Raw genomic sequence first — 24044 nt, 5'->3', positions numbered from 1 at the left:
TGCGCAAGCCCCTGTAATAGGAAAGAAGAGGGAAGGGGATTGAATGGTTCCACATGAAGTGGACATCCCGCAGCTGGCTCAGCAGCTCAAGCAGGACGGCGTGGCCTACTCCGCCCCCTCCTTGGAATCGGATGCTCAGCTGAATGAACACGTCGCCGAACAACTGCGTGAGGGTGACGGGCTCGCTGTCGTTGATGTTTTTGTCTCCAAGGCTGCGGACGTGCGCGATATTGCACAAGAGCTTTATGACGTTACGGATCTGCAGACCGTCATCGTGCAGACCCCACGCCATGTTTCCTCGGTCAGCGAGAACTATAGCCGCGCGGATATTGAATCCACCCAAGCTCAGTTAACGCCGGGGCTCAATCAGGTCGATCTCCTAGAGCGGTACTACGCGGGGCTTGAGCACAGCAGCTTTCCGATGATCGCGATCGTCGCCGCCGTCTTAATTCTTGCCCTAGTTTTTGGCGGCCTAAGTTACCGGCGCGCCTCCCAGCATCGCGAGACGCGAGGGTAAGTAGCACCCCTCAGGGGAGGCAGGAGTAGGAAGAAAAGCGGCCTTAAAACTAGCCAGCTTCCGAATATGTTTGTTCGAAAAAATAGTGGACATTTTCCGTTCTTTGAGCCTCTAGTGCGGCCCAAAATCTTCCGCCGATGCGGGCCCGAAGCTTCAAGGGTGAGTGAGTTCCCGTGGCCCGTCGCACCGAAAGGCGTGGAGAAGCCGCACCGAGATTTATGGAAAATGATCGTCAAGCGGCGGCGTCGTAGTTGGGGCATCTATAGGCCTCCGCCGGGTGGCACCGGGCGCCCGCGAATGAAGAAAACTCCACACGCCTAAAGGGGGCCAGGGGAGCGGGGGAGGGGTCGAAGTAAAGGCTTAGTGGTTGACTTTGGCCGGGGGAGTGGTTCTCGAGCGGTGAATCGGCCCTGATTTTGGCCACACCTATGGCTGGAGGGTCGTGAAATCTAGAACTTGAAGTGATGAACATCACAATAACGGGATGGTAACAAAATCATTGCAGGTTAGGTACGCCTGTTGTGTCATGTGGTTTAACTTGACTCCACGTAATTAAGTGGAATGTGTGCGAAAAGGGCGTGTCGTGACGTATGGTTCGAGTGTCGACTCAAGGGACATGAATATCTTCTTGAGTTCATGGGCTTAGCCTTGACGGTCAATTGAAGATTCACACGGGTATGTGGGGAAGCACGCCTCGCGGGAATCGAGGAATTGGCGGTACTTGGAAGTCAATGAACCACGAGGGACCTCTCGAACGGGAGGGCAGAAAAACTTTTCACTTGAGCGATGACAATGTTCGAAAAAATAAACATCAACCCACCTTCCTTAAAAGTGGTGAGACGAGTTCGCTAGAGCTCCATCGTGTGGGTATGCGGATGTGGTTCTCCCTGAACCCTTCAACGTTGGATTCCCGGAGAAGCGGGACCCAGTCGCAAGGTTCGCGGAGGAGCGCAGTCGGGTACGCGCAGAATGAGAGAAAGAGGGAACCGAAATCACACTAGGGCCAGCATCGTGTGGCCTGTTCATGGTTTGTGGCCGCTTGCCCTCGCAGGGATGAGCTCAGATTTGGAGCTGTACTTTCACTGCGCCGCGGCGAGTTGAGCCAAGGATCATAGGGCAGTTCTCACTATGCCAAGCGCAGCGTGCGAGGGGGCCTGGACTCTGTCAGCTACCCAAACTCACCGCACGCCATAAGCGAAGCTCGATGAAGATGCGCCAATCCCGGATCTCCCGGATTGGCACTGCGATGGGAGCATAGATGCTTCCCGCAAGGCTAGGGCGCTCACGCTCACAATAAACCGCGTAGGAAACGTAGGAGAAGTGCACCATATACATCGCTGGTATGGGGAAATAGTAGCGAGTGATGGGCATTGAGCCGTGAGGCAGCACAGTTAAGCATCAGTGCATCGGGCTTTAGACATGCGCACTCCCTAAGTGAAGTCTCTAGATTTTCGGGCACATGTTCCGTTTACCTCCTGGAGCCGAGTGCTGCCAGGGCGATGACGCCTACCCATAATCCTCCGGGTAGGTAGCAATCGGATGTGGAATATTCCACTAAAGACTCTGGGCTTGCTGCTGTGCGAAATGCGCAAGCTAAGGGTCTCGGGCATTCCTATGTCCATTTACGGCTCATTGTGTCCCAATCTTAAAAAGGAAGGTGGTCCAACAAGGAGAATTCCAGTGGCCACCATTCGTTTACCGCGCATTCGACACGTTCGCGCAATCATTGCTGCAGTCGCAGGTACCGCAGCGCTAGCACCCCTGACCGCCGTCGCTCCCGCGGGAGCAGAAGAATACCCCGATCCCGCCCAGGCCGATGCCGATGCCTCCATCGCCCGCGCTGTATCCAATGTTGATGCTCAGCAGCGGGAAGTAGATCAGCTACGGCAGCTGCTCGACCAGGCAGAGGAACAAGCAGCGGCCGCGACGGATCGCATCGCCGAGCTTTCGGCCGATCCTGAGGTTGCAGACGATGCGACAGAGCTTGACCAGGCGTATGCCGAGAAGCGCGCAGCTGAGTCGGCATTGGTCGAGCACCGCCGCAACTTGGCCCAGCGGGAAGCGCAAATGAATGCCACGCGCAACTTCGCCGAGGCCTCCTTTGCTCACCAGCAGCAGTCACGGGAAGTGACCCACCAGGGCGACCTTCCAAGTGCGCAAAATCAAGATAATAACCTTGATTTTAAGGTAGATGCGGATGCGCTTGCCGATGATCCCGTCAAGACCCAAGACTTGAATAGCGACAAGGGTGAAGGCTTTACCGACGAAATCGTTCCGGATGAATCTCCACTACCTGAGGCGGCCAACGATGGCGCCGCTGTAGAGGGGCAGGCTCACTTGACTACCCCGAAGGCAGAGTTCGGCACCGCGCTTAACCAGGGGGCAACCCCGTCTTATAATACGGTGGACTACGGCACCGGATCCTCGGCATCGGACGTTATGGATATTGCCGGCGAGCTCGCCGCAGCCGTCGATCAGGACGATGTGCGGGCGCTGATGGCGGGTTCTGCGGACCTGTTGGGGATTGGCAGCCCGGATACGGCGCCATCGGCAAGCACTGATCCTTCCGCCTTCGGTCAGGGATCGGGAACCCCATCCAGCGCTGCCCCGGGCAACAGCAGCCAGATTGAGGCGGTCATCGCTCGCGCAGAATCTGTGATCGGAACCCCATACGTGTGGGGCGGTGGCGACAATAATGGCCCCACCGGTGGCCTCCGGGACGGCGGCATTGCCGATAGCTTTGGCGACTACGCCCGAACCGGCTTTGATTGCTCTGGATTGACTAAGTACGCGTTCGCCGCGGCCGGCCTAGACCTTCCACACTATTCTGGTGCGCAGTACCAAATGGGCAATAAGGTCTCCCGCGATAACATGCAACGCGGTGACCTCATCTTCTACGGTGCCGGCGGCAGCCAGCACGTGGCAATCTACTTGGGCAATGACCAAATGATTGAAGCCCCGCAGTCTGGGCAGAACGTACAGGTCTCCCCTGTGCGCTGGGCTGGTGCGACCCCGGATGTCGTGCGCCTTCTCTAATTCTTAGCCTTGTGGTTGCTACTATTTAGGGCATGACTGACGCACAGCATCCTGCCCAAAAATTCGACGCCCTCCTCGTTCTTTCTTTCGGTGGCCCGGAAGGAAACGAGGAGGTCGTTCCGTTTTTAGAGAACGTTACGCGGGGGAGAGGCATTCCGCGCGAGCGCTTAGAAGTAGTGGGCAAGCACTATTACCACTTTGATGGGGTAAGCCCGATCAACGGGTTGAATCGGGAAATTATTCATAACGTCGAAGGCGAGCTGAAAAAACGCGGACATAATCTACCGGTTTATTTCGGCAACCGAAACTGGCACCCCTTTGGTACGGCTACCGCAGAGAAAATGGCGGAAGAGGGGATCCGCAACGTGGCCGTCTTTGCCACCTCGGCTTGGGGCGGTTACTCCGCGTGCCGGCAATACGATGAGGACATTGCGGCGATGCGCCAGCACCTTGCAGATAAGGGGCTGCCAGAAATCGAATTCACCAAGATTCGGCAATTTTATGATCACCCCAAGTTCATCGCGGAGATGGTCGATGCCGTCGCCGAGGCCTGGCAGCGTATCCCCGCCGAGAAGATGGACAGCGCGCGCATGCTGTTTACGGCGCACTCCGTGCCGAATGCACACGATAATGTCGGTGGCGCCGATGGAGACAAGAACCTCTACTCCCGGCAAGTAGCCGAAGCCTCCCGCTTGGTGGCTGAGCGCGCCGGAATCTCGGATTACGATTTGGTCTGGCAATCGCGCTCCGGCAATCCAAAGACGCCGTGGCTAGAACCTGACATCGTTGACCACACCACCGCAATCCATGACCGCGACGGGGTAGACGCCGTCGTGGTGTGCCCCATCGGTTTTATCTCCGATCACATGGAGGTCATCTGGGACTTGGATTCGGAGCTGCAAGCCGCCGCCGATGAAATGGGCGTACAGGTAGAGCGCGCGCGTACCGCTGGCCCGTCCCAGCGGTTTGCGGCCATGATCGTGGATCTGGTGGAAGAACTCGAGCAGAGGCAACCGTGGGAGACCAGCGGGAATGTCACCGTCCAGGGGTGCACCACCAACGGCGCGCCCTGCGCTGCAGGCTGCTGCGATATCCGCGCTCACTAAGGGGCCGGCGAGCCCCGCTCTAGCGGGCGAATTCCGCTGCTGAATAAGCCACTCCCGTCATCCGCGCCTGCCGGATATGGCGCCACAGGCGGAGAAGCTCCGGATCGAGGCTGTGATCGTTGATCCTATCCGTAACGGTTTCGATGATCGCGGCAACGTGATCCGCGCGCGCAAAGAGCTTCGCGGCCCGGGGCGGGGTGGCCGGTGGCAGGCCGGGCGTGTCATAAAAATCGCTCAGGGTCCCCACCGTGAGCCGGGGATTATTAAGAGCGGTGGACTGGTAGCCGCTGGCCGTAATGAGATCGGCGGATTCATCCGTTGCCTTAGTCAACAATGCGTCCGCCTCGCCGGGGCTTAGCCAGGCCGGCGAGGGCAGCGGCTGATCCTCGCGGATCACCTGCCATGCCGTGTGGGCTCGACGGGGATGGGGGATGAGAACGAGCGAGACTTCCGGATCATTGGTGCGCACCACAATGGCGCCTGCTGAACTTTGCGTGGCTGCACGGGCAGACTCTGAGCCCGCGGGAAGCGCCGGCGCTTCACCCGGCCCGGATAAAATGAGCCGGAGGAGGGGCTCCCCGCCCGCGCCTGGCTGAGAGGTGAGCTTTTGTGTTTCGGCGCGCAGCAGGGCGAGCAAGTCGATGAAGGGGGATTCATCGAGGCATTCGGGGCGCCCGCCCAGTTCCGTCAGGGCATCGAGCAGCTCATCTGTTGTCTCATGTCCCCACAACCACGCAGCGAGCCAGATGGCGGAGTTTTGGAGAGGGGACCACACTTCGGCGCGCATATCCATGGCGAGCAAGTGTAGTAGATAGACTATCGGGCCATGAGTTTAGATCCTTATGGCGGAGATATTTTTGCTGGGCACCGGCGCAGCAAGCCCACCCAGTATCCAGAAGTGCCGGCAGAGCCGGGCATGGTGGTAGAAGTGCGCGGTGATGATTTCGTGGGCGCCGTTTTAGGCGTAGATAAGACCGTCTTTGGTGAGGTCGTGCGGCTAGAGGACCGCCACGGTGTCGAGCGAGTATTTAACCTCATTAAAGGCGGATTCTTAGTAGAAGGTCAGCCGGTGACGCTGACGAGGTACGTGCCCAAGCAAGCACCCCGCAAATCAAACTCGGGCTCTAGGCGTGTAGAAAACGTAGAGGCCAAGGTGGCAGCGCCATCGCGCATTTGGGTCGAAGGCGTCCACGATGCCGCCATCGTGGAAAAGGTGTGGGGGCACGATCTGCGCGTCGAAGGCGTGGTCGTGGAATACCTAGAAGGCTTGGACAACCTCGAAGAAAGGCTGGCCGAGTTTCAGCCTCGCCCTGGCCGCCGGGTCGGCGTGCTCGCGGACCACCTGGTCAAGGGGTCGAAAGAAACGCGAATGACCGAGTCTGTGGGGGAGCACGTTCTAGTCACCGGCCATCCCTTTGTCGATATTTGGGCGGCAGTAAAACCGCAACGGATAGGCCTGCAAGCATGGCCGGAGGTACCGCGCGGTGAAGATTGGAAGACCGGAATCTGCCGCCGCGTGGGATGGTCTGATCCCTCCGATGGGTGGCGCCACGTTTATAACGCGGTGCATTCGTTCCGGGATTTGGACTCGAGCCTTATCGGGGCGGTCGAGCGGCTGGTGGATTTTGTGACCACGCCGGAGCTGCACAAATCAGACCTTGTCTAAGCCGCCGCGGGCCGATCTTTCTGGGCCTAGGCTAGATTGGCCCGTTCAATGAGGTTGACCGCCAATTGCCACCCGGCCATCTCGGCGCTCCAGCCCGCAGCCTGCAGCCTTTGGGACATCGCCTGTTTGGAAATGCCCAATTCTTCCGCGGCCTCATTTTGATTGAGCCCCGCCCTTACGAGCGAGGTCGCCTCGCGGCCCTCGATGGTGCGCTTATTCAAAACGTATCCAATGAGCGCGAAGGCGGCGGCGATATCGCTTGCCTCCGCGGAACGGCCGCGCTTATTGAGCTTGGTGTAGACCTGTCCCATGCGGGCGGAATTTTTCAGCGCCGCGGTGGCCACGTGGCGTGCGCTGTACTCGTCTGCCTGGTTGCCGGGGCTGATGCCGATGCCGATGGCCCAGTCGCCATCGGCAAGCAAAGCCATGACGACCTCACACACCGCGGTGGCGGAATCGACAACGGCGCAAATATCCTCCACGCCAAGGACGTGAAACTCGCTGACGCCCTCGAGGGTGGATAGCGCGGCGGCCGAGCGCTGCACGAGCTCAGCGCGGCGCACGGAACGCCCACGGTAGCGGGCATGGACAGCGAGCACGAGGATCCTCCTTTATTGCGAGCAGTTCGTTACAGTCTACCGCTTAACCTTGACTGGACGGGAGTCGGCAGGCGCGAATCGAGTACAAGCCCGCCGATGCCGGCGAGGGCAAAGACGATAAAGGCAGCGATGATCCCAGGGCTGGCCGTACCGGTAAGCGCATCGCCGAAAAAGACGCCGATGACCGTAGTGGGAATCGAGCCCACAAACGTAGCCACCGTAAAGTGCGAAACGCTGATGGGGGTAAGCGCAGCGACGTAGTTGAGGAGGCTAAAGGGCACCCCCGCGACCATGCGCAGGGAAGCGATGGCCAGCCAACCGCGCCGCTCCAAGTGGGTATTGATGGTATAAACCGCGGGGTGGGCAAGGTGCGGCCTGATCCATTCTCCGAGCAGGCTGCGCACAATCAGCAGCGATAATACGGCCGAGATGGTGAGCGCGAATAGCGAAATGGCAAGACCCTGCCAGGGGCCGAAAAGGATGCCTGCTGCAACCGTCCAGATGGTCCGAGGCAGGGGAAATTGCGTAAATATGACATAACCTAGCGTGAAGGTAACCGGAAACCACGCACCCAGGTGGGCAGCGGCCGTCCGCATCTGGGAGAGATCGGGAATGTCGAGCCAGACAAAAAGCGCAACTCCAGCAAGCGCGAGCGCGATGATAAGCGCCCAGCGTCGCGGTGACCACGCGCGGACTGAGCCCCACGCAGAGTGGGCGAGTTGAACGCAGAAGCTACCAAAGCTGCGTATCCAATCCCGGAAAGTGGTCATGCGTTCGTATCGTAGTCGGCGCGGCCGTGCTTTTAGAAAAGAGCAGTACTTATAGAAAAATCTCGAGGCACCGTAGGAACGATGTCTCGAGACTTCACAGTGTGCCCGGAGGGGGACTTGAACCCCCACGTCCGTTAATAGGACACTAGCACCTCAAGCTAGCGCGTCTGCCATTCCGCCACCCGGGCAGGGTGTTTGCAACCTCTCGGTTGGGCACCTCGAAACTCTATCGTGTTCCGTCATCGGAATACAAATCGCCAGGTAAAGGTTAATAAAGCGGGTGATCTTAAGGTAGGGAAAAACACCTTTGTAACTCAAAAGGTTGCAGCCTCTAAGTAAGCGTGCAGGGCGAAAGCGGAGGCACGGTGGTGGGGTGAGCGCGAGAGGCATCGACAAGCGCGTGTGATCTGCGGTACAAATGGGTACATGACTTCTTATGCAGATGACACTCGATTCCCCGGACCTGATCCGTACGCCCCGCTGCGCGATCTCCCCAGCTTTGGGTTGTCTTCTACCGATTTGGTAGAAGGCGATGAGATCCCAGAAAAGCACCGCGCGCCGGAAAGCGTCTCCCCACAGCTGGCATGGTCTGGGCTGCCAGAGGGAACCAAGTCCTTGGCGGTAACCTGCTTTGACCCGGACGCACCGACTGCCTCCGGTTTCTGGCACTGGGCCGCTTTTAATATCCCGACCGATGTCTCGGAGCTGCCCACCAATGCCGGTGCGGCAGAGGACCTTGGCATCGACGGTGTTATTAGCCTGCGCAATGATTCCGGCAACCGCACCCACTTCGGTGCCAACCCGCCGGCCGGCCACGCTCCGCACCGCTACCTCTACGCAGTCCACGCCGTAGACGTCGAAAAACTTGATATCGATCCAGATTCTTCCCCCACCGTCCTCGGCTTCAACTTGCACTTCCATGCACTGGGCCGGGCAATCCTCTGGGGTTGGTACGAGGCCAAATAATGGCGAGTTCCGCTTCTAAAGATCCCGTGACCCCACCCGCAGCGCTGCGGGTGGGCGGCGCTTTTTTGGTCGTCGCTTTTGTGTTGGTCCTGTTCGCCCTCATTTCCGTTTTTAGTGATGGGTGGGGCGCACCCTTTGTCTGGACCTACAGCAACCTCGCGATCATTATTGCAGCGGTGATGGTGGGTGCCTTCAGCACGATGAGCAAGGAGCATGCCGGTAGCCGCGCACAGATCATCGCCTTGGCGGTGGCGGTGCTCTTGATTATTGCTAGTCGCTTTCTTCCGCAACACGATTTGCTGATTCAGCAGCAGTATTGGCTGCTGTTTTATGCCGGTATGTCCGCCATTTGTGCCTTGATCTTGCGGCGCAGCGTAATGGCGACCTCTTAACCGCCCCCGCCAACAAACAATGCCACGTGTAGGACCACGTGGCATTTTTGCTTTTCTACCGAGCTACTACTTTGTTGCCTTCCACGGCAGGTTGGAGCCTACGGCCTCAGAAATATTGCTCAGTCCATGGGCGCGAATTTGCTGGGCGATGCCCCGGTGAATATCCCGAATCCAATCCGGCCCACCGTAGATGAGCCCGGTATAACCTTGGAGGAGACAAGCACCGGCGGAAATCCGCTCCCACGCCTGTTCCGGGGTGGAAATTCCACCAACGGAAATAAGGACAAGCTGCGAGCCAACGCGCGCGTGCAGGCGGCGGAGGACCTCTAAAGAGCGCGCGGCCACGGGCGGGCCGGAAATACCACCGGCGCCAAGGGACTCTACGTCCGCGCGGGGAGTATTAAGGCCCTCACGAGAGATGGTGGTATTGGTAGCAACGATGCCGGCAAGCCCCAATTCCACGGCGAGATCGGCGACGGCATCGACATCGGCGTCTGAAAGATCCGGCGCGATTTTGACCATGACGGGGACATCGGTGGATTCTTGCACGGCGCGCAGGATGGGGCGCAGCGATTCGACCGCCTGCAGGTCCCGCAACCCAGGGGTATTGGGGGAAGAGACATTGACCACCAGGTAGTCAGCCAGCCCGCCTAACACGGAAGCGGAGCGGCGGTAATCATCCACGGCGCGTTCGGCTGGGGTGACCTTGGTTTTGCCGATATTAATCCCGATGACGTCGTTGTACCGGCGCTTGCGCAGATTCTCTGCCACGGCCGCCGCACCCTCATTATTAAAACCCATCCGGTTTAAGATGGCGGCATCTTCTTTGAGGCGGAAGAGGCGGGGAGTCGGGTTGCCCGGCTGCGCCTGCGCCGTGACGGTGCCCAGCTCGGCATAGCCGAAACCAAGCGGCGACCAGGCATCGGCGGCAGCGGCGTTTTTATCAAACCCAGCCGCCAGGCCAAGCGGGCGCGGGAAGGTGATCCCGCATACTTCCTGTGTCAAGACCGGATCGTTGACCGGCAGGATGCGGCCAAGCGCGCGATTGGCAGGCCCTGCCGCGTGCAGACCGTGGAGGCCAGAGTTGATAATGCCGTGGATGCGCTCGGGGCTTAAGCGAAACATCCCGCGCAGCGCCAGCTGATAGGCGCCTTTGCGCAGCGAATCGAAGGTCGAAACCATGGATTAAGACTCCTTTGCCTTTGTCAGGTGTGGATCCGCCACGAACTGCAGCCCCTGGCCGGATGCGGAGGCAACCACGATGGTGCCATTGGAAAGAGCGGAAATATTTTGCGCATCGGCAAGCGTGGCAATCTCGCCGCGGGATTCGGGAACGCCCTTGTCAATGGAATAGGCGTGTGCGATGTTGTTATCGGTGGTGGTAACCCACGCGAGCTCGCGCGAGTCATCCCAGGCCACCGCCCACGGGGTACCGTCGACCATGCCGTATTGGTGCAGGCGGACGACGTCATCGGAGGTATAGACCGCGATCCGGCCGCCCTCGGTATCGGAGGCGAGCACGACGCCGTTATTACCCACCGCGATTTGGCCGACACCCTGGCCAGCGCGCAACCGGCCGCCGGCGCGGTCATTGGGCCAATCGATATTCTGGATGGTGGAATCCGAACGCTGAATGCGCACAATCCCGTCATCGCCGTCCGCATTGGGAACGGCGAGCATCTGGTCCGAGCCGGCCTCGACGGAGATTTCGCCGTCCCGCGTGCCATCCTTGTACCGGCCCACCACAGCGGAGTCGCCGGCGGTGACAAAGACCTCGCCGGTGGAAAGTTGGGTCGCAGCGGTGACCTGGAAGTCTTCCTCCATCTTGATTTCTTCCGGTGACTCCGGCGCAGAAGGATCAATGAGTAGGACCTTATCCGGGCAAGCCAAGACGAATCCAGATTCGGAGGAGCTCAAATCGCCGCAGGTGGAATCGACATCGATGCTCTTGGCCTTCTTGGCGGCAAAGTCATCCTGGCTGCCAATGCGCACCTGGTCCGCGGTGCGAACGGCAATCGTATCTTTGACCGCGGCCAGATCCGTGATGTCTTCATCGAAGTCGATGACCGTACCGGCAGGATCGGTGTCGCTCGGAGAAGCGGCCGGGGTGGCGTTGCCCTTCACTGCGGTTTCGGGATCACCGCCTACGCCCACGGTGGAATCGCAGGCGGCCAGCGCAGCAGTGGAGAGTGCTAGCAAGCTGGATAGTACGAGTGTGGAGCGGGATCGTGATTTCACGGATACTTATCCTAACAGCGCGCGTTGCGATTTCCCGAAGCCGTGCGCGGCGGTAGTGTATGGCGGGTGATTTCTGATACCGCGACCGAAGCAGTTTCTTGGGCACAAGTTATCGTTTTATCCATTGTGCAGGGGCTTACGGAGTTTCTCCCGGTAAGCTCCTCGGGGCACCTGCGCATTGTTTCCGAGCTCTTTTGGGGCAACGATGCCGGTGCTTCCTTTACAGCCGTCATCCAGCTCGGCACCGAGCTTGCCGTGCTGGTCTATTTCGCCCCAATGATTTGGCAAATTCTCTCCGGATGGCTCCGCGGGTGGACCAACCCCGCTTCGCGCGGGCAGGACTGGCGCATGGGCTGGATGGTCATCGCCGGATCCATTCCCATCGGCGTTATCGGGTTGGTTTTTGAAGATGCCATCCGCGGGGCGCTGCGCAACCTGTGGATAACCGCTGCGATGCTAATCCTTTTCTCCTTCGTCTTCATCGCCGCCGAGCGCGTGGGCTCCAAAAAGCGCGGTTTTGACGAGCTCACGATGAAGGATGCCATCATCATGGGCCTGTGCCAGTGCTTGGCGCTGATCCCTGGCGTTTCGCGTTCGGGCGGTACCATTTCCGGTGGTCTTTTCTTGGGCCTCGACCGCGAGGTGGCCACGCGCTTTAGCTTCCTCTTGGCCATTCCGGCGGTGCTGGCGTCCGGGCTTTTTTCGCTTCCCGATGCCTTCGCGCCCGAGGCTGGCCAAGCCGCGTCCGGCATGCAGCTGCTCGTCGGCACCGGAATTGCCTTCGCCTTGGGCTACGCCTCGATTGCGTGGTTGCTGAACTTCGTGGGCAACCACTCCTTTGCCTGGTTTGCGGCCTACCGCATCCCAGTAGGCATCCTCGTGATGATTCTGCTGGCCTTGGGAGTCCTACAGCCCATTTAAAGCACCCCATAAGTTCGCGTTAGGATAGGTGCCATGCATTCTTGGCCAACACCTTCTTATAGTCGCGTCCCAGGCGATGCGGCGCAGCTCTATCTCTACGATTCCGCGAATCAAACCAAGGACCCCGTGCAGGTAAAGGGGGATACCGCCACCATGTACGTGTGCGGCATTACCCCGTATGATTCGACCCACTTGGGCCACGCAGCCACCTATCTCACCTTCGATCTGATTTACCGGCAGTTCCTGGACGCTGGCAAGAAGGTCAATTACGCGCAAAACATCACCGACGTCGATGACCCACTCTTTGAGCGCGCGGAGCGCGACGGCGTTGATTGGCGCGAACTCGGCACCTCCCAGATCGACCTTTTCCGCTCCGATATGGAGCTTTTATCGGTCATCCCGCCACAGCACTTTATCGGCGCCATGGAAGCGGTCGATGAGATCGTGGACATGGTGCAAAAGCTGCTGGATAACGGCGCCGCTTACGTGGTCGATGATCCGGAGTACCCGGATGTATATGCCTCCATCGATGCCACCGAGGAATTTGGCTACGAATCCAATTACTCGATGGAACAGATGCAGGAATTTTTTGCCGAGCGCGGCGGCGACCCCGACCGCCCAGGCAAGAAGCACCCCATGGACGCCCTGATTTGGCGCGCCCACCGCGAAGGCGAACCGGCGTGGGAGTCTCCCTTCGGCCCCGGCCGCCCCGGTTGGCACATCGAGTGCTCTGCCATCGCCACCAACTACTTGGGTAGCACTTTTGATATCCAAGGCGGCGGCAGCGATCTGAAGTTCCCGCACCACGAATTTTCCGCCGCGCATGCAGAGGCCGCATTGGGCGTAGACCGCATGGCGCAGTTCTATGTCCACACGGGAATGATCGGCCTCGATGGCGTGAAAATGTCCAAGTCCCTGGGCAACCTGGTCTTCGTCCACAAGCTCGTGGAGCAGGGCGAGGATCCCTCCGCCATTCGCCTTGGCGTATTCTCCGGCCATTACCGCGCCGAGCGGGACTGGTCCGATGAGGCGCTCGACCAGGCCAAGGCCCGCCTGGCCACCTGGCGGACCGCCCTGGAGGCCCCTGGGGCCCTGTCGGCTGCGGAGGATGCGGTAGCGGGGCTTCGCCAAGCGCTTGCCGATGACCTCGATACCCCCGCCGCGCTGCGCGCCATCGACAATTGGGCAGGCAGTGACCGTGGCGAGGACGAGGAAGGGGCTGCGCAGTTGGTGCGTACCGCACTTGATTCGCTGCTCGGCGTGCGGGCCTAGCCAACTTAGGGCAATATCGACAGCATGAGCATTCGCGCAGATTTCCAACCCACCGTTGATGAGTTCATTGCTGATCTGAAGTCTTTTGCCACCGGTGATTACCTCAAGGATGAGGAAAAAGAGTTCTGGGAGGCGCCGTTTAACGCGGCGGTGCTACCAGAACTTAAAGGCCACCTCGAGCAGATGCTGGACGGGCTAGACGGGCTGCCGGATGATCCTGATGGCGGCCAGCTCGCCGCGGTGCTGAATAAGACCGTTAAAAAACTCGCCACCTTTAATCGCAAGCAACACGATGCCGTGGTGGAGCCGGAGGAAAAGGAAGAAATCGCCGAGCTTATGTACAACGCCTCCGCGGCAACCGGTGCCGATGATGAGGCGCTATCACAGATTCCCGAGTTGGACTTCTAAGCCTCTTTACGGCGCCAGCCCGCTGTGGGTAGATTCCTAAGGTGAAGTTGATCGATCACCGCGCAGCGCGAATATCCTCGCTGAGCCTTAATTCTATGCCGGAAAAGCCGGTGGAGTGTGTATGACCACAGTGAGTAATTCCCAGCTTTTGTCCCGTCCAGCGGCGATTTTCTGGGACATGGACGGCACCTTAACGAACTCGGAGCCCCTGTGGGGCGAGGCGACCTACTACCTTTCAGAAGTGCTGGGAAAACGCCTTACCTCAAGCCAACGGATGGATACGGTGGGGGCTACTTTTACGACGACGCTGCGCATTTGCGCCGACAACGCTGGGGTTGTCTTGGGTGAAGGCGATGTCGAGGCCTACCGGCACAAGATGTTTGAGTATATGAAGACTCTTTTTGCTGGCCGCCTCGAAATCTTCCCCGGCATCCCTGAGCTTTTAACTTCGCTGCACCACGACGGCATGCCGATGATGGTTACGACGAATACGGACCGCGACGTTGCAGACGCCGCCATTGCTGTCATCGGCAGCGAGTATTTCGTAGACACTATTTGCGGCGATGAAGTTCCCACCGGCAAGCCTGCCCCAGACATGTACTTGGAAGCGGCCCGGCGCCTGCAGCTTAATCCAGCTCAGTGCCTCGTATTTGAGGATTCCCCGGCAGGTATGCGCGCTGCCGTGGCCGCGGGATGCACCGTTATCGGTTTGCCAGAGGATGAAGGAGTGGAAGTACCGGACGGGGTAGTGGAGATCTCCCGGCTGCGCGATTCTCGCCACCTCGCCGGCGCGCTCCACACGGATGTCTACGAGTGGTTCCGGGCTATCCAGGAAATGAACTAAAACCCTTCGCATTGTCTGCTTACCTGTGGAACAATAGTTAGCCGTGAAGGATTTTGAGACACTTTTTGCTGAGCTACTAAACAAAGTAGACCAGAAGCCTGAGGGCTCTGGGACCGTTCAGGCGCTGGAAGAAGGCGCCCATCATATTGGTAAAAAGATCATCGAAGAGGCAGGCGAGGTATGGATCGCCGCCGAATACCAGTCCGATGAGGAACTGGCGGAAGAAATGTCGCAGCTTATCTATTGGACGCAGGTCATGATGATCAGGCGCGGCCTGCGCCCTGAAGATATTTATAAATACCTATAACTTGTTGCCACCTGCGGTGGAGCAAAATTCCTGGAGAAAAGCATGATCAAAATTGCAGTACCAAATAAAGGGTCCTTATCGGAGGCGGCTTTAGAAATCCTTGGTGAGGCCGGATACAAGGGGCGCGGCCACTCCAAAACCCTGAACGTGGTGGATCTGGATAACGGGGTGGAGTTCTTCTTCCTCCGCCCGAAGGACATCGCGATCTATGTTGCCCGCGGCGTGCTCGATCTAGGGATTACGGGGCGCGATTTGGCGCTCGATTCCAATGCCCAATTTAAAGAAGTCCTCTCGCTCGGCTTCGGCGACTCGACATTCCGCTACGCCGCACCCCAAGGAGAGGGGTGGGATATCTCTCACCTAGAGGGCAAGCGTGTGGCGACGTCGTACCCGAATTTGGTCCGCCAGGACCTGGCGGAGAAGGGAATTTCCGCCGATGTGATCCGCCTAGACGGGGCGGTGGAAATCTCCATCCACTTGGGCGTGGCCGATGTGATTGCTGATGTCGTGTCAACTGGTACTACGCTGCGGCAGCAGGGTTTGGCGCCCTTTGGCGAGCCCATCGTGACCTCAGAAGCCGTGGTTATTAAGCGCCACGATGCAGAGGTGATGCCGGAAGAGCAGGTGGTCTTAGGCCGCATCCAAGGAATTTTGCACGCCCGCACCTACCTCATGATCGACTACAACATCGCGGAAGAAAACCTGGACAAAGCAGCTGGTGTTACTCCGGGTCTGACTGGACCCACGGTCTCACCGTTGGCGCGGCAAGACTGGGTGGCGGTGCGTGCGATGGTTCCGCAGAAGGAAGCCAACCAGATTATGGATCGACTTTCCCAACTCGGTGCGGAGGCAATTTTGGCTTCCGATCTCCGCATTGCCCGCTTTTAGGGGGAGTATTAAATTCTTGGTCGTCCCAACTGGGGCGAAACGTGGCTACCATTGGCGCTTGAGAACATTTACTCGGACATCATTCTCGACAGGCAAAGGAGCCGCGCCATCATGGCAAAGTCGTCTAAGAAAGAAGAAAAAGACACTAAGTCTGCCGCAAAGGAAGGGCAGGAAAAGCAGGAGGATAAGACCACTCATTCTGCACAGAAAAAGGTAGCTGAGCAGAAGCAGCCAAAGACGTCGAGCAAAAACACTCGTACGGAGACCGACCTGATCGGTGACTTGGAAATTCCTGCTGATGCCTACTTTGGTGTCCACACCGTCCGCGCGATGGATAACTTCCAGATTTCCTACGTGACCATTAACACCATTCCGCACTTCATCCGCGGCATGGTGCAGGTCAAGAAGGCTGCCGCGATGGCCAACCGTCGCCTGCACGTGCTTCCAAAGAAGAAGGCAGAGGCCATTATCTGGGCTTGTGACCAGATCTTGGACGAAGGCCGCTGCATGGACCAGTTCCCGCTCGATGTATTCCAGGGCGGCGCCGGCACCTCGTTGAACATGAACACCAATGAGGTCGTTGCCAACCTGGCCCTTGAGCACTTGGGGGAGGAGAAGGGCTCCTACGACATCATCAACCCCAACGATGATGTCAATATGTCCCAGTCCACCAACGATGCTTACCCAACTGGCTTCCGTCTGGGCCTGTACGCTGCCATCGATGACCTCGTCGTGCGCATCGACAGCCTGCGTTCCGCATTCCAGGACAAGGGCAATGAGTTCCAAGACATCCTGAAGATGGGCCGCACCCAGCTACAGGATGCCGTCCCCATGACCTTGGGCGATGAATTCAAGGGCTTTGCCAATAACCTGAACGAGGAGCAGGCCGTTCTGCGCGACGCACAGAGCCGCTTGCTGCAGATCAACCTCGGCGCCACCGCCATCGGCACCGGCGTTAACACCCCAGCCGGCTACCGCCACCAGGTAACCGCCGCTCTGTCTGAAGTCACCGGCCTGGAGATGAAGACTGCAAGCGACCTGATCGAGGCCACCTCTGACTGCGGTGCCTACGTATTCTTGCACTCCGCCATCAAGCGCGCTGCCATGAAGCTGTCCAAGATCTGTAACGACCTGCGCCTGCTGTCCTCCGGTCCACGCGCTGGCCTTGGTGAAATCAATCTGCCGGCCCGCCAGGCAGGTTCCTCCATCATGCCGGGTAAGGTCAACCCAGTTATCCCAGAGGTGGTCAACCAGACCTGCTTCAAGGTCTTCGGCAACGACCACGTCGTGACCATGGCCGCAGAGGCAGGTCAGCTGCAGCTCAACGTGATGGAGCCGGTCATCGGTGAGGCGCTGTTCCAGTCCATCCGCATCATGGGCAACGCGGTTGATGCGCTGCGCGAAAAGTGCGTCACCGGTATTACCGCTAACGCCGATGTGTGCCGCCAGTACGTGGAGAACTCCATCGGTATCGTCACCTACCTGAACCCATTCATTGGCCACCACAACGGTGACGAGATTGCCAAGGAATCCCTCAAGACCGGCAAGGGCGTCAAGGAACTCGTCCTGGAAAAGGGCCTTCTGGATGAGGCAACGCTGAACAAGGTGCTGTCGGTAGAAAACCTCATGCACCCAGAATTCCGCGGCCAGCTTTTCTTGGACGAAAACTAAGTAAAGCCCGCGAGCCATAGCGCAACATTCCGCACACACCGTGCTCACTCTTCCCGTGGAAAACGGGAGGGGAGTACTCCACGGTGTGTGCGGCCTCTTTCGTCTATGCCCGAATTGGTGTCTCCCATTTCCATAGCGCAGTGGCATGGAAATATACCGAACGGTTTATAACGCGAGGTAGAACACATGTGGGAACCGACACAAACGGGCATATTGTGTCAATAAAACAACACATTCAGGGCAAAATAGAAGTGTAAGGGTGGTCCACGACCGGCAGGTCAAGGCGGGTCCACTACGTGTAGTTGAGAACGTGTGGAGTGTATCCATGGTTATTGTTCATATTGTCATCGTTCTCGCGGCCATTATCTTGGGTGCGAGAATTGGGTCCATAGGTATCGGCATGGCCGGTGGCCTGGGCGTTCTCCTTTTGGGTGTTGCGGGAGTTCCCGTAACTAGGGAAGACATTCCGTTCGATGTCATCGCCATCATCATGACGGTGATTGCGGCCATCGCCGCCATGCAAAAAGCCGGCGGCATGGACTATTTGGTTCACGTGGCCGAGAAGTTCCTGCGCAAAAACCCTAAGAAAATTACGTACTACGCACCCATTGTGACGTGGCTGATGACGGTCCTTGCCGGTACCGGCCACACCTCCTTTTCTACGCTGCCGGTGATCGTCGAGGTGGCCAAGGAGGGCAAGGTCCGCCCGTCGCGCCCGCTGTCTATCGCGGTCGTCGCCGCGCAGATGGGTATCTGTGCCTCACCGATTTCGGCCGCGGTGGTCATCCTGGCTGGCCTGCTTGAGCCCATGGGCGTGGGGTACCTCCAGGTTCTCGGCGTGCTGATTCCAGCTACCTTCCTGTCCATCTTCCCGGCAGCGTGGCTGGCCAATAGGTTTGGCAAGGAACTGGAAGATGACCCCGTCTACCAAGAGCGCAAGGCGCAGGGCCTAGTCAAAGAGCCGATTGGTGCTAGCAAATATGAGCCAAAGGAAGGCGCTAAGTCTTCCGTCGTTATCTTCCTTATCGCCATCGTTATCGTCATGGCATGGGCTACCATTTCTTCCGAGCAGGTTGGTCTCATTACGGATCCCACGTTGCCGCGCAATGAGGCGATTATGACGGTCATGCTTTCGGCCGCAACGATCATCGTGCTCAAGACCAAGATTCCGGCAGCTGACGTCCTCAACACCCCGGTATTTAAATCGGGCATGTCTGCCTGCATCTGTGTGCTGGGTGTCGCGTGGTTGGGAACCACCCTCATCAACCACTACTTGGACGATATTCAGGCCTTGGCTGGCGACGTCATCGAAGCTTCGCCATGGTTGCTGGCAGTAGTGCTCTTCTTCGCCGCAGCCCTGCTGTACTCGCAGGCCGCCACCACCAAGGCACTCATGCCCGCCGCCTTGGCGCTGGGAGTAAGCCCGGTTACCGCCGTGGCCGCATTCCCGGCAGTATCTGCCCTGTTCATCCTGCCTACCTACCCAACGTTGCTGGCAGCAGTCGAAATGGATGATACGGGCACGACCAAGATCGGCAAGGCCGTCTTTAACCACCCATTCCTCATCCCCGGCGTGGTCAGCATTGTCGGTTCCGTGCTCTTGGGCTACGCACTCGGCGCGGTAATCATCTAGCGAGTCCTTCAATTCGCATTCCCAGTGGCGTCTTCTCCGCAGAGAGGGCGCCACTTTTATGTGGCAACCCCACCCGAAGAATGTTGTGTCTCACACTTCTTACCCCATGCGACTTGGCTTATGTCAGAAATCGGTAGGGTAGGTGCTATGACTACGCAGCCATCCGATGTTGAAATCGCACAAGCCCATAACCTGCAGCCGATTGCGGAGATCGCAGCCAAAGCAGGTATCCCTGAAGATGCAGTAATTCCCTTTGGTTCCACGAAGGCCAAGGTGGATATCACCAAGGTGGACTACGCCAAAGACAAGCGCGGCAAGCTCGTGCTGGTGACAGGAGTCTCCCCAACACCTGCCGGCGAGGGAAAATCCACGGTGCTTATCGGCTTGACCGATGCCTTGGACCAGATTGGGAAGAAGGCCATCGTGGCCCTCCGCGAGCCATCCCAGGGCCCGGTCATGGGCATCAAGGGCGGTGCCGCGGGCGGCGGCTACGCCCAGATTGTGCCGATGGAGGATATCAACCTGCACTTCACCGGTGACTTCCACGCCATTGCCGCGGCAACGAATACGCTGGCGGCCATCATCGACAATCACATTCACCAGGGCAACCAGCTGGGCATCGACCCGCGCCGCGTGACGTGGCAGCGCTGCGTCGACGTGAACGACCGCGCACTGCGCAACGTGGTGACCGGCCTTGGTGGATCGGCACACGGCGTGCCGGCAGAAACTGGCTTTACCATTACGGCGGCCTCCGAGATCATGGCCATTTTGTGCTTGGCGACGAGCCTCGATGACCTCAAGCAGCGCCTAGGCGATATTACCGTCGGCTTTACCTATGACCAGCGCCCAGTAACCGCGCGCGAGCTCGATGCGGAAGGTGCGCTGACCGCATTGATGCGCGATGCCTTGAACCCGAACCTCGTGCAAACCCTCGGCGGGGTTCCCGCACTCGTGCACGGTGGTCCCTTCGCCAATATCGCGCACGGCTGCAACTCCTTGCTGGCGACGCAGACCGCCCTGCAGTTCGGAGATATCGTGCTGTCTGAAGCCGGCTTCGGCGCGGATCTTGGCGGCGAGAAGTTTATGGATATCAAGTCCCGGTTTGGTGACCTGGACGTGGCCGGCGCGGTGGTTGTGGCGACGATCCGCTCGCAGAAGTACAACGGAGGCGTTGCCAAGGACAAGCTCACCGAGGAAAACCTTGAGGCGCTGCAGAAGGGTATCGTCAACCTTGAGCGCCACGTAGAAAACCTGCGCAAGTTTGGGATCAAGCCTGTCGTCGCGCTGAACCTCTTTTGGTCCGATACCGAGGCGGAGCGCCAGTTTATGCGCGATTGGGCCAAGGACTTCGGCGTGGCCTTGGAAGAGGCCAACGTCTGGGCCGAAGGCGGCGCGGGAGCGACGAAGCTGGCCGAGACCTTGCTGGAGAACCTCGAGGGCGGCGCGCAGCAGCTCTACGATCCGGAAGAAGGCATCGAGGCCTCCATCGAGACCATCGCCCGCGAGATCTACCGCGCGGACCGCGTGGAATACGGCTCAAAGGCTGTGAAGGACTTGCAATACATCAAGGACAATGGCTGGGATAAATTACCCGTGGTCATTTCCAAGACGCAGTATTCCTTCTCGGATGAAGCAACCGCATTGGGCGCTCCGGAAGGCCACACGCTGCACGTGCGTGAGCTACTGCCGCGCACCGGTTCGGGGTTTATCGTGGTGCTTACCGGCAACGTGATGACCATGCCGGGCCTGCCCAAGAAGCCGGCGGCCAATAATATCGACGTCGCCGCCGATGGCACGGTATCCGGACTGTTCTAAAAGGAGTTAATCCGCCGCGGAGCCCGGCCACCCCGGGTACTCCGGTGGCGTGCCGCCAAATTCAGGGCAGATCGCCTGATGCGCGCACCAATCACAGAGCTTGGAGCGCTTCGGGCGAAAATCCCCGGCGCGCCCATCGGCTTCAATCTTGGCCCACAGTTGGCCTAGATCGCGCTCGAAGTATTCGAGTTCCTCCTGGGTAGGAGCTAAAAACATCGAATCCAGCACCTTGAGATACATCAGCCGCAGCTGGTGGGGGATGGTGCCCAGCAGGCGCCAGTACACCAGGGCATAAAACCGCATCTGGAATTGGGCGCTGTGGGAAAAGCGCGGTGCCGGTTTCTTTCCCGTCTTATAATCCACGACGCGCACCTCGCCGGTGGGCGCGCGGTCCACGCGGTCAATAAACCCGCGCACGGGTACGCCATTGGGCAGGACCGTATTGACATACATCTCGGTTTCTTGGCAGTCGAAGCCCTGCGGGTTTTCCATCTGGAAATAGCCCTTGAGCAGCTCGCGGGCCGCGACGAAGAAGTCATACGTTTCTTCTTCGGGCACGAGCTCGAGCAGTTCAGCGTCCCTTTCTGTCATCGCGGCCCAGCTTGGTTTAATCATCTTTACCGCTGCCGGGTAGGTGCGCTCTTCACGCGGGAGTTTATGCGTTTCTTCTAGGACCGCGTGGACCAGGGTTCCCTTAACTTGGGCGATGGTCTTGGGCTCGGGAATCTTGTCGATGGCCCGGAATCGATAGAGCAGCGGGCACTGCTGGTAGTCGGAGGCGCGCGAGGGCGACAGGGCAAGAGGGCGGGGAGTAGATGAAGTAGCCATGGTGTATCTAGCCTATCGCCGATAGTTTCGTGGCAAGCTAGAAGGTATGAGTTATACCGATAAGTTCCTTGATTTTCTGGCGGCCTCGCCGTCGTCGTACCACGCCGCGCATGAGGTAGCGCGCCAGCTGCAAGAATCTGGCTTCCAGATTCAGGATGAGCGCGAGGATTGGTCGGCCGCACCTGGCGGGCACGTCATGGTCCGCGGCGGCGCGGTTACCGCGTGGTACGTGCCGGAAGGCGCCGATAAGAACTCCGGTTTCCGCATCGTTGGCTCGCATACTGATTCGCCGGGCCTGGCGCTTAAGCCCACGCCCGATTTTTCTGCTGCGGGCTGGCAGCAGGTCGCGGTAGAAATCTACGGCGGCGCCTTGCTGCACACGTGGTTTGACCGCGAACTTACCGTCGCCGGCCAGGTTGTGACCACGGATGGGCGCCAGCACCTGGTGAATACGGGGCCAGTCCTGCGGCTTCCTTCGCTGGCTATCCACTTGTACCGCAAGGATGAGTTCAAGCCGGACCGCCAAAAGCACATGCAGCCGGTGCTGACGGTGGGCGATGAAGAGGCGTCGATCCTGCAGGTGGTGGGGGAGCAGGCGGGCATCGCTGAGCAGGATATTGCTTCCTTCAACCTGATTACGGCCGATGCCGCCCGGGGTGCCGTCTTTGGCGCGGGCGAAAAGTTCATCGCGGCTGGCCGCATGGATAACCTGTCCTCGGTGCACGCCTCGCTGGAGGCTATGCAACGTGCTGCGCAGGACTATGACGGCTCCGATATTTTGGTCATGATGGCCTTTGACCACGAGGAAGTGGGCTCGAGCTCCCGCTATGGTGCCGCCGGGCCGATCCTGCAGGATGTGCTGACTCGCACCGCCCGCGCGCTGGGGGCCAATGAAGAGGAGCGCTTCCAGATGTTCGCGCGTTCTAGCTGCGTGTCTGCCGATGCCGCGCATTCGGTGCACCCCAATTACGCGGATAAGCACGACCCCACCCACCAGCCGATCATTGGGCAGGGCCCAGTGACCAAGATCAACGGCAACCAGCGCTACGCCTCCGATGCCCAGACGATTGCGCTGTGGGAGACCGCGTGTGCCAAGGCTGGGGTTCCGGTGCAGCGTTTCGTGGGCAATAACGATGTGCCGTGTGGCTCGACCATCGGGCCTATTACCGCAACGCGGCTGGGTATCGACACCGTCGACGTGGGCGTTCCGATGCTTTCGATGCACTCCGCGCGCGAGATGGTGGGCGAGCAGGACCAAATATGGCTCTCGCGGGCTCTTGAGGCATACTTGAAGGGTTAGTACCCACAACCTCGAGGAGTTTTGCGGCATGGCTTATTCTGGCCCCTTTTCCTATGGCGACCGCGTGCAGCTGACGGACGCCAAGCGGCGCCACTACACGGTCATTTTGAAAGAAGGAGGCCAGTTCCATTCCCATAAAGGCATAATCAACCACGATGACATCGTGGGGATGGATGAAGGTTCCGTCATCGAGTCCACCTTGGGCTCGTCCTTCCTGCTCTTCCGCCACCTCATGGTGGATCACGTCCTCTCGATGCCGCGGGGCGCCGCCGTTATTTATCCCAAGGACGCCGCGCAAATCTTGGTCGAGGGCGATATTTTCATGGGCGCCCGCGTGCTGGAGGCTGGTGCGGGCTCCGGCGCCTTGTCGATGTCCCTCCTGCGCGCCGTGGGCCCCGAAGGCCACGTCTATTCCTACGAGATCCGCGACGATCACTTGGAGTACGCGGTCGATAACGTCGAGGAATACTTTGGCGCCCGCCCCGAGTGGTGGTCGCCGCGCCTAGGCGATCTAGGCGATGTTACCGCTGAGGACCTCGGCGGCCCGGTCGACCGCATCATCTTGGACATGCTTGAGCCCTGGGAGAACCTGGAGACCGTGCGCGATCTGCTGATCCCCGGCGGCGTATTCATGACCTATGTGGCAACGGTCCCGCAGCTGATGAAGGTCATGGAGGGCATCCGCGAGCTGCAATGCTTTACCGAGCCGAAGGCGTGGGAATCCCTCGTGCGCGAATGGAAGGTAGAAGGCCTAGCCACCCGCCCGGAGCACCGCATGAACGCGCATACCGCATTCCTTATTTGGACCAGGCGGCTTGCCGATGGCGTCACCCCGCCGCGCCCCCAGCGCCGCGCCCGCAAATAAGG

The 24044-nt window shown here is 59.2% G+C and carries 23 protein-coding genes and 1 tRNA gene; 17 read left to right on the top strand and 7 right to left on the bottom strand.

Going from position 1 to position 24044, the window contains the following annotated elements; genetic code table 11:
• The first annotated feature begins 43 nt into the window (after positions 1 to 43).
• The 3 genes from EL217_RS06100 to EL217_RS06090 all read left to right on the top strand — a co-directional run bounded on the left by EL217_RS06100 (position 44) and on the right by EL217_RS06090 (position 4659).
• On the top strand, positions 44 to 517 hold the full coding sequence (locus EL217_RS06100) for a DUF6676 family protein (RefSeq protein WP_126319063.1): 474 nt from the start codon (positions 44 to 46) through the stop codon (positions 515 to 517).
• Positions 518 to 2197: 1680 nt separating this feature from the next.
• A complete protein-coding gene (locus tag EL217_RS06095) occupies positions 2198 to 3553 on the top strand; it encodes an NlpC/P60 family protein (protein ID WP_232018211.1) in 1356 nt (451 codons plus the stop codon).
• A 32-nt stretch (positions 3554 to 3585) separates the two neighbouring features.
• The gene (locus tag EL217_RS06090) at positions 3586 to 4659 is read left to right on the top strand and encodes a ferrochelatase (protein WP_126319059.1); all 1074 of its coding nucleotides are present in this window, start codon (positions 3586 to 3588) and stop codon (positions 4657 to 4659) included.
• A 19-nt stretch (positions 4660 to 4678) separates the two neighbouring features.
• On the opposite strand, the gene EL217_RS06085 is transcribed toward EL217_RS06090, so the two are convergent.
• On the bottom strand, positions 4679 to 5452 hold the full coding sequence (locus EL217_RS06085; RefSeq protein WP_126319057.1) for a hypothetical protein: 774 nt from the start codon (positions 5450 to 5452) through the stop codon (positions 4679 to 4681).
• 33 nt (positions 5453 to 5485) lie between these two features.
• Between EL217_RS06085 and EL217_RS06080 the strand changes: the two genes are divergently transcribed.
• Positions 5486 to 6325 (top strand): DUF3097 domain-containing protein, encoded by an 840-nt coding sequence (locus tag EL217_RS06080; RefSeq protein ID WP_126319055.1) that lies wholly within the window; start codon positions 5486 to 5488, stop codon positions 6323 to 6325.
• 26 nt (positions 6326 to 6351) lie between these two features.
• Here EL217_RS06080 and EL217_RS06075 read toward each other — a convergent pair whose 3' ends face one another.
• The 3 genes from EL217_RS06075 to EL217_RS06065 all read right to left on the bottom strand — a co-directional run bounded on the left by EL217_RS06075 (position 6352) and on the right by EL217_RS06065 (position 7882).
• Positions 6352 to 6924 (bottom strand): MarR family transcriptional regulator, encoded by a 573-nt coding sequence (locus EL217_RS06075; RefSeq protein WP_126319053.1) that lies wholly within the window; start codon positions 6922 to 6924, stop codon positions 6352 to 6354.
• Positions 6925 to 6953: 29 nt separating this feature from the next.
• A complete protein-coding gene (locus tag EL217_RS06070) occupies positions 6954 to 7694 on the bottom strand; it encodes a TVP38/TMEM64 family protein (protein WP_023028825.1) in 741 nt (246 codons plus the stop codon).
• Between the two features lie 102 nt (positions 7695 to 7796).
• Positions 7797 to 7882 (bottom strand) — tRNA-Leu (locus tag EL217_RS06065).
• Between the two features lie 238 nt (positions 7883 to 8120).
• Here EL217_RS06065 and EL217_RS06060 point away from each other — a divergent pair.
• Together EL217_RS06060 and EL217_RS06055 are read left to right on the top strand one after the other, a co-directional pair.
• Positions 8121 to 8660: a YbhB/YbcL family Raf kinase inhibitor-like protein gene (locus EL217_RS06060; protein ID WP_005279176.1), complete on the top strand. Its 540-nt coding sequence runs from the start codon at positions 8121 to 8123 to the stop codon at positions 8658 to 8660.
• On the top strand, positions 8660 to 9052 hold the full coding sequence (locus tag EL217_RS06055; protein WP_005279178.1) for a hypothetical protein: 393 nt from the start codon (positions 8660 to 8662) through the stop codon (positions 9050 to 9052). Before EL217_RS06060 ends, EL217_RS06055 begins: the two co-directional genes overlap by 1 nt.
• A 66-nt stretch (positions 9053 to 9118) precedes the next feature.
• On the opposite strand, the gene EL217_RS06050 is transcribed toward EL217_RS06055, so the two are convergent.
• A complete protein-coding gene (locus EL217_RS06050) occupies positions 9119 to 10234 on the bottom strand; it encodes a quinone-dependent dihydroorotate dehydrogenase (RefSeq protein WP_126319051.1) in 1116 nt (371 codons plus the stop codon).
• 3 nt (positions 10235 to 10237) lie between these two features.
• Positions 10238 to 11290, bottom strand: coding sequence for a hypothetical protein (locus EL217_RS06045; protein WP_126319049.1), 1053 nt, complete (start codon positions 11288 to 11290; stop codon positions 10238 to 10240).
• 66 nt (positions 11291 to 11356) lie between these two features.
• Here EL217_RS06045 and EL217_RS06040 point away from each other — a divergent pair, with 66 nt between their 5' ends.
• The 9 genes from EL217_RS06040 to EL217_RS06000 all read left to right on the top strand — a co-directional run bounded on the left by EL217_RS06040 (position 11357) and on the right by EL217_RS06000 (position 21049).
• Positions 11357 to 12211: an undecaprenyl-diphosphate phosphatase gene (locus EL217_RS06040; RefSeq protein WP_126319047.1), complete on the top strand. Its 855-nt coding sequence runs from the start codon at positions 11357 to 11359 to the stop codon at positions 12209 to 12211.
• A 33-nt stretch (positions 12212 to 12244) separates the two neighbouring features.
• The gene (mshC, locus tag EL217_RS06035) at positions 12245 to 13483 is read left to right on the top strand and encodes a cysteine--1-D-myo-inosityl 2-amino-2-deoxy-alpha-D-glucopyranoside ligase (RefSeq protein ID WP_023017488.1); all 1239 of its coding nucleotides are present in this window, start codon (positions 12245 to 12247) and stop codon (positions 13481 to 13483) included.
• A 24-nt stretch (positions 13484 to 13507) separates the two neighbouring features.
• Entirely contained in the window at positions 13508 to 13891 is a 384-nt protein-coding gene (locus EL217_RS06030) for a hypothetical protein (RefSeq protein WP_005279186.1), read from the top strand.
• 121 nt (positions 13892 to 14012) lie between these two features.
• A complete protein-coding gene (locus EL217_RS06025; protein WP_023017489.1) occupies positions 14013 to 14735 on the top strand; it encodes an HAD family hydrolase in 723 nt (240 codons plus the stop codon).
• A gap of 43 nt (positions 14736 to 14778) precedes the next feature.
• Positions 14779 to 15042: a phosphoribosyl-ATP diphosphatase gene (locus EL217_RS06020; RefSeq protein ID WP_023017490.1), complete on the top strand. Its 264-nt coding sequence runs from the start codon at positions 14779 to 14781 to the stop codon at positions 15040 to 15042.
• 42 nt (positions 15043 to 15084) lie between these two features.
• Positions 15085 to 15930, top strand: a complete 846-nt coding sequence (hisG, locus tag EL217_RS06015; RefSeq protein WP_126319045.1) for an ATP phosphoribosyltransferase — start codon at positions 15085 to 15087, stop codon at positions 15928 to 15930.
• Between the two features lie 111 nt (positions 15931 to 16041).
• Complete coding sequence (aspA, locus tag EL217_RS06010; RefSeq protein WP_023017492.1) at positions 16042 to 17601, top strand: aspartate ammonia-lyase; 1560 nt, start codon at positions 16042 to 16044, stop codon at positions 17599 to 17601.
• Between the two features lie 325 nt (positions 17602 to 17926).
• The gene (locus EL217_RS06005) at positions 17927 to 19234 is read left to right on the top strand and encodes an anaerobic C4-dicarboxylate transporter (RefSeq protein ID WP_005279191.1); all 1308 of its coding nucleotides are present in this window, start codon (positions 17927 to 17929) and stop codon (positions 19232 to 19234) included.
• 147 nt (positions 19235 to 19381) lie between these two features.
• Complete coding sequence (locus EL217_RS06000; RefSeq protein WP_023028816.1) at positions 19382 to 21049, top strand: formate--tetrahydrofolate ligase; 1668 nt, start codon at positions 19382 to 19384, stop codon at positions 21047 to 21049.
• 6 nt (positions 21050 to 21055) lie between these two features.
• On the opposite strand, the gene EL217_RS05995 is transcribed toward EL217_RS06000, so the two are convergent.
• Positions 21056 to 21877 (bottom strand): RecB family exonuclease, encoded by an 822-nt coding sequence (locus tag EL217_RS05995; RefSeq protein WP_023017494.1) that lies wholly within the window; start codon positions 21875 to 21877, stop codon positions 21056 to 21058.
• Positions 21878 to 21923: 46 nt separating this feature from the next.
• Between EL217_RS05995 and EL217_RS05990 the strand changes: the two genes are divergently transcribed.
• Positions 21924 to 23177 carry a M18 family aminopeptidase gene (locus EL217_RS05990; RefSeq protein WP_023017495.1) on the top strand — a complete coding sequence of 418 codons (1254 nt, stop codon included), beginning with the start codon at positions 21924 to 21926 and terminating at the stop codon, positions 23175 to 23177.
• Positions 23178 to 23205: 28 nt separating this feature from the next.
• Complete coding sequence (locus EL217_RS05985; protein WP_005279195.1) at positions 23206 to 24042, top strand: tRNA (adenine-N1)-methyltransferase; 837 nt, start codon at positions 23206 to 23208, stop codon at positions 24040 to 24042.
• The last annotated feature ends 2 nt before the right edge of the window (positions 24043 to 24044 follow it).

This window comes from Corynebacterium segmentosum, assembly GCF_900637825.1.
GTDB lineage: Bacteria > Actinomycetota > Actinomycetes > Mycobacteriales > Mycobacteriaceae > Corynebacterium > Corynebacterium accolens.
This window is presented reverse-complemented; position numbering and strand designations above follow the sequence as displayed.

Bases quoted from the DNA above. Each gene is read 5' to 3' on its own strand.
- EL217_RS06100 (WP_126319063.1), top strand. From the start codon at position 44: ATGGTTCCACATGAAGTGGACATCCCGCAGCTGGCTCAGCAGCTCAAG.
- EL217_RS06090 (WP_126319059.1), top strand. From the start codon at position 3,586: ATGACTGACGCACAGCATCCTGCCCAAAAATTCGACGCCCTCCTCGTT.
- EL217_RS06085 (WP_126319057.1), bottom strand. From the start codon at position 5,452: ATGGATATGCGCGCCGAAGTGTGGTCCCCTCTCCAAAACTCCGCCATC.
- EL217_RS06080 (WP_126319055.1), top strand. From the start codon at position 5,486: ATGAGTTTAGATCCTTATGGCGGAGATATTTTTGCTGGGCACCGGCGC.
- EL217_RS06070 (WP_023028825.1), bottom strand. From the start codon at position 7,694: ATGACCACTTTCCGGGATTGGATACGCAGCTTTGGTAGCTTCTGCGTT.
- EL217_RS06060 (WP_005279176.1), top strand. From the start codon at position 8,121: ATGACTTCTTATGCAGATGACACTCGATTCCCCGGACCTGATCCGTAC.
- EL217_RS06055 (WP_005279178.1), top strand. From the start codon at position 8,660: ATGGCGAGTTCCGCTTCTAAAGATCCCGTGACCCCACCCGCAGCGCTG.
- EL217_RS06050 (WP_126319051.1), bottom strand. From the start codon at position 10,234: ATGGTTTCGACCTTCGATTCGCTGCGCAAAGGCGCCTATCAGCTGGCG.
- mshC (WP_023017488.1), top strand. From the start codon at position 12,245: ATGCATTCTTGGCCAACACCTTCTTATAGTCGCGTCCCAGGCGATGCG.
- EL217_RS06030 (WP_005279186.1), top strand. From the start codon at position 13,508: ATGAGCATTCGCGCAGATTTCCAACCCACCGTTGATGAGTTCATTGCT.
- EL217_RS06025 (WP_023017489.1), top strand. From the start codon at position 14,013: ATGACCACAGTGAGTAATTCCCAGCTTTTGTCCCGTCCAGCGGCGATT.
- hisG (WP_126319045.1), top strand. From the start codon at position 15,085: ATGATCAAAATTGCAGTACCAAATAAAGGGTCCTTATCGGAGGCGGCT.
- aspA (WP_023017492.1), top strand. From the start codon at position 16,042: ATGGCAAAGTCGTCTAAGAAAGAAGAAAAAGACACTAAGTCTGCCGCA.
- EL217_RS06005 (WP_005279191.1), top strand. From the start codon at position 17,927: ATGGTTATTGTTCATATTGTCATCGTTCTCGCGGCCATTATCTTGGGT.
- EL217_RS06000 (WP_023028816.1), top strand. From the start codon at position 19,382: ATGACTACGCAGCCATCCGATGTTGAAATCGCACAAGCCCATAACCTG.
- EL217_RS05995 (WP_023017494.1), bottom strand. From the start codon at position 21,877: ATGGCTACTTCATCTACTCCCCGCCCTCTTGCCCTGTCGCCCTCGCGC.
- EL217_RS05990 (WP_023017495.1), top strand. From the start codon at position 21,924: ATGAGTTATACCGATAAGTTCCTTGATTTTCTGGCGGCCTCGCCGTCG.
- EL217_RS05985 (WP_005279195.1), top strand. From the start codon at position 23,206: ATGGCTTATTCTGGCCCCTTTTCCTATGGCGACCGCGTGCAGCTGACG.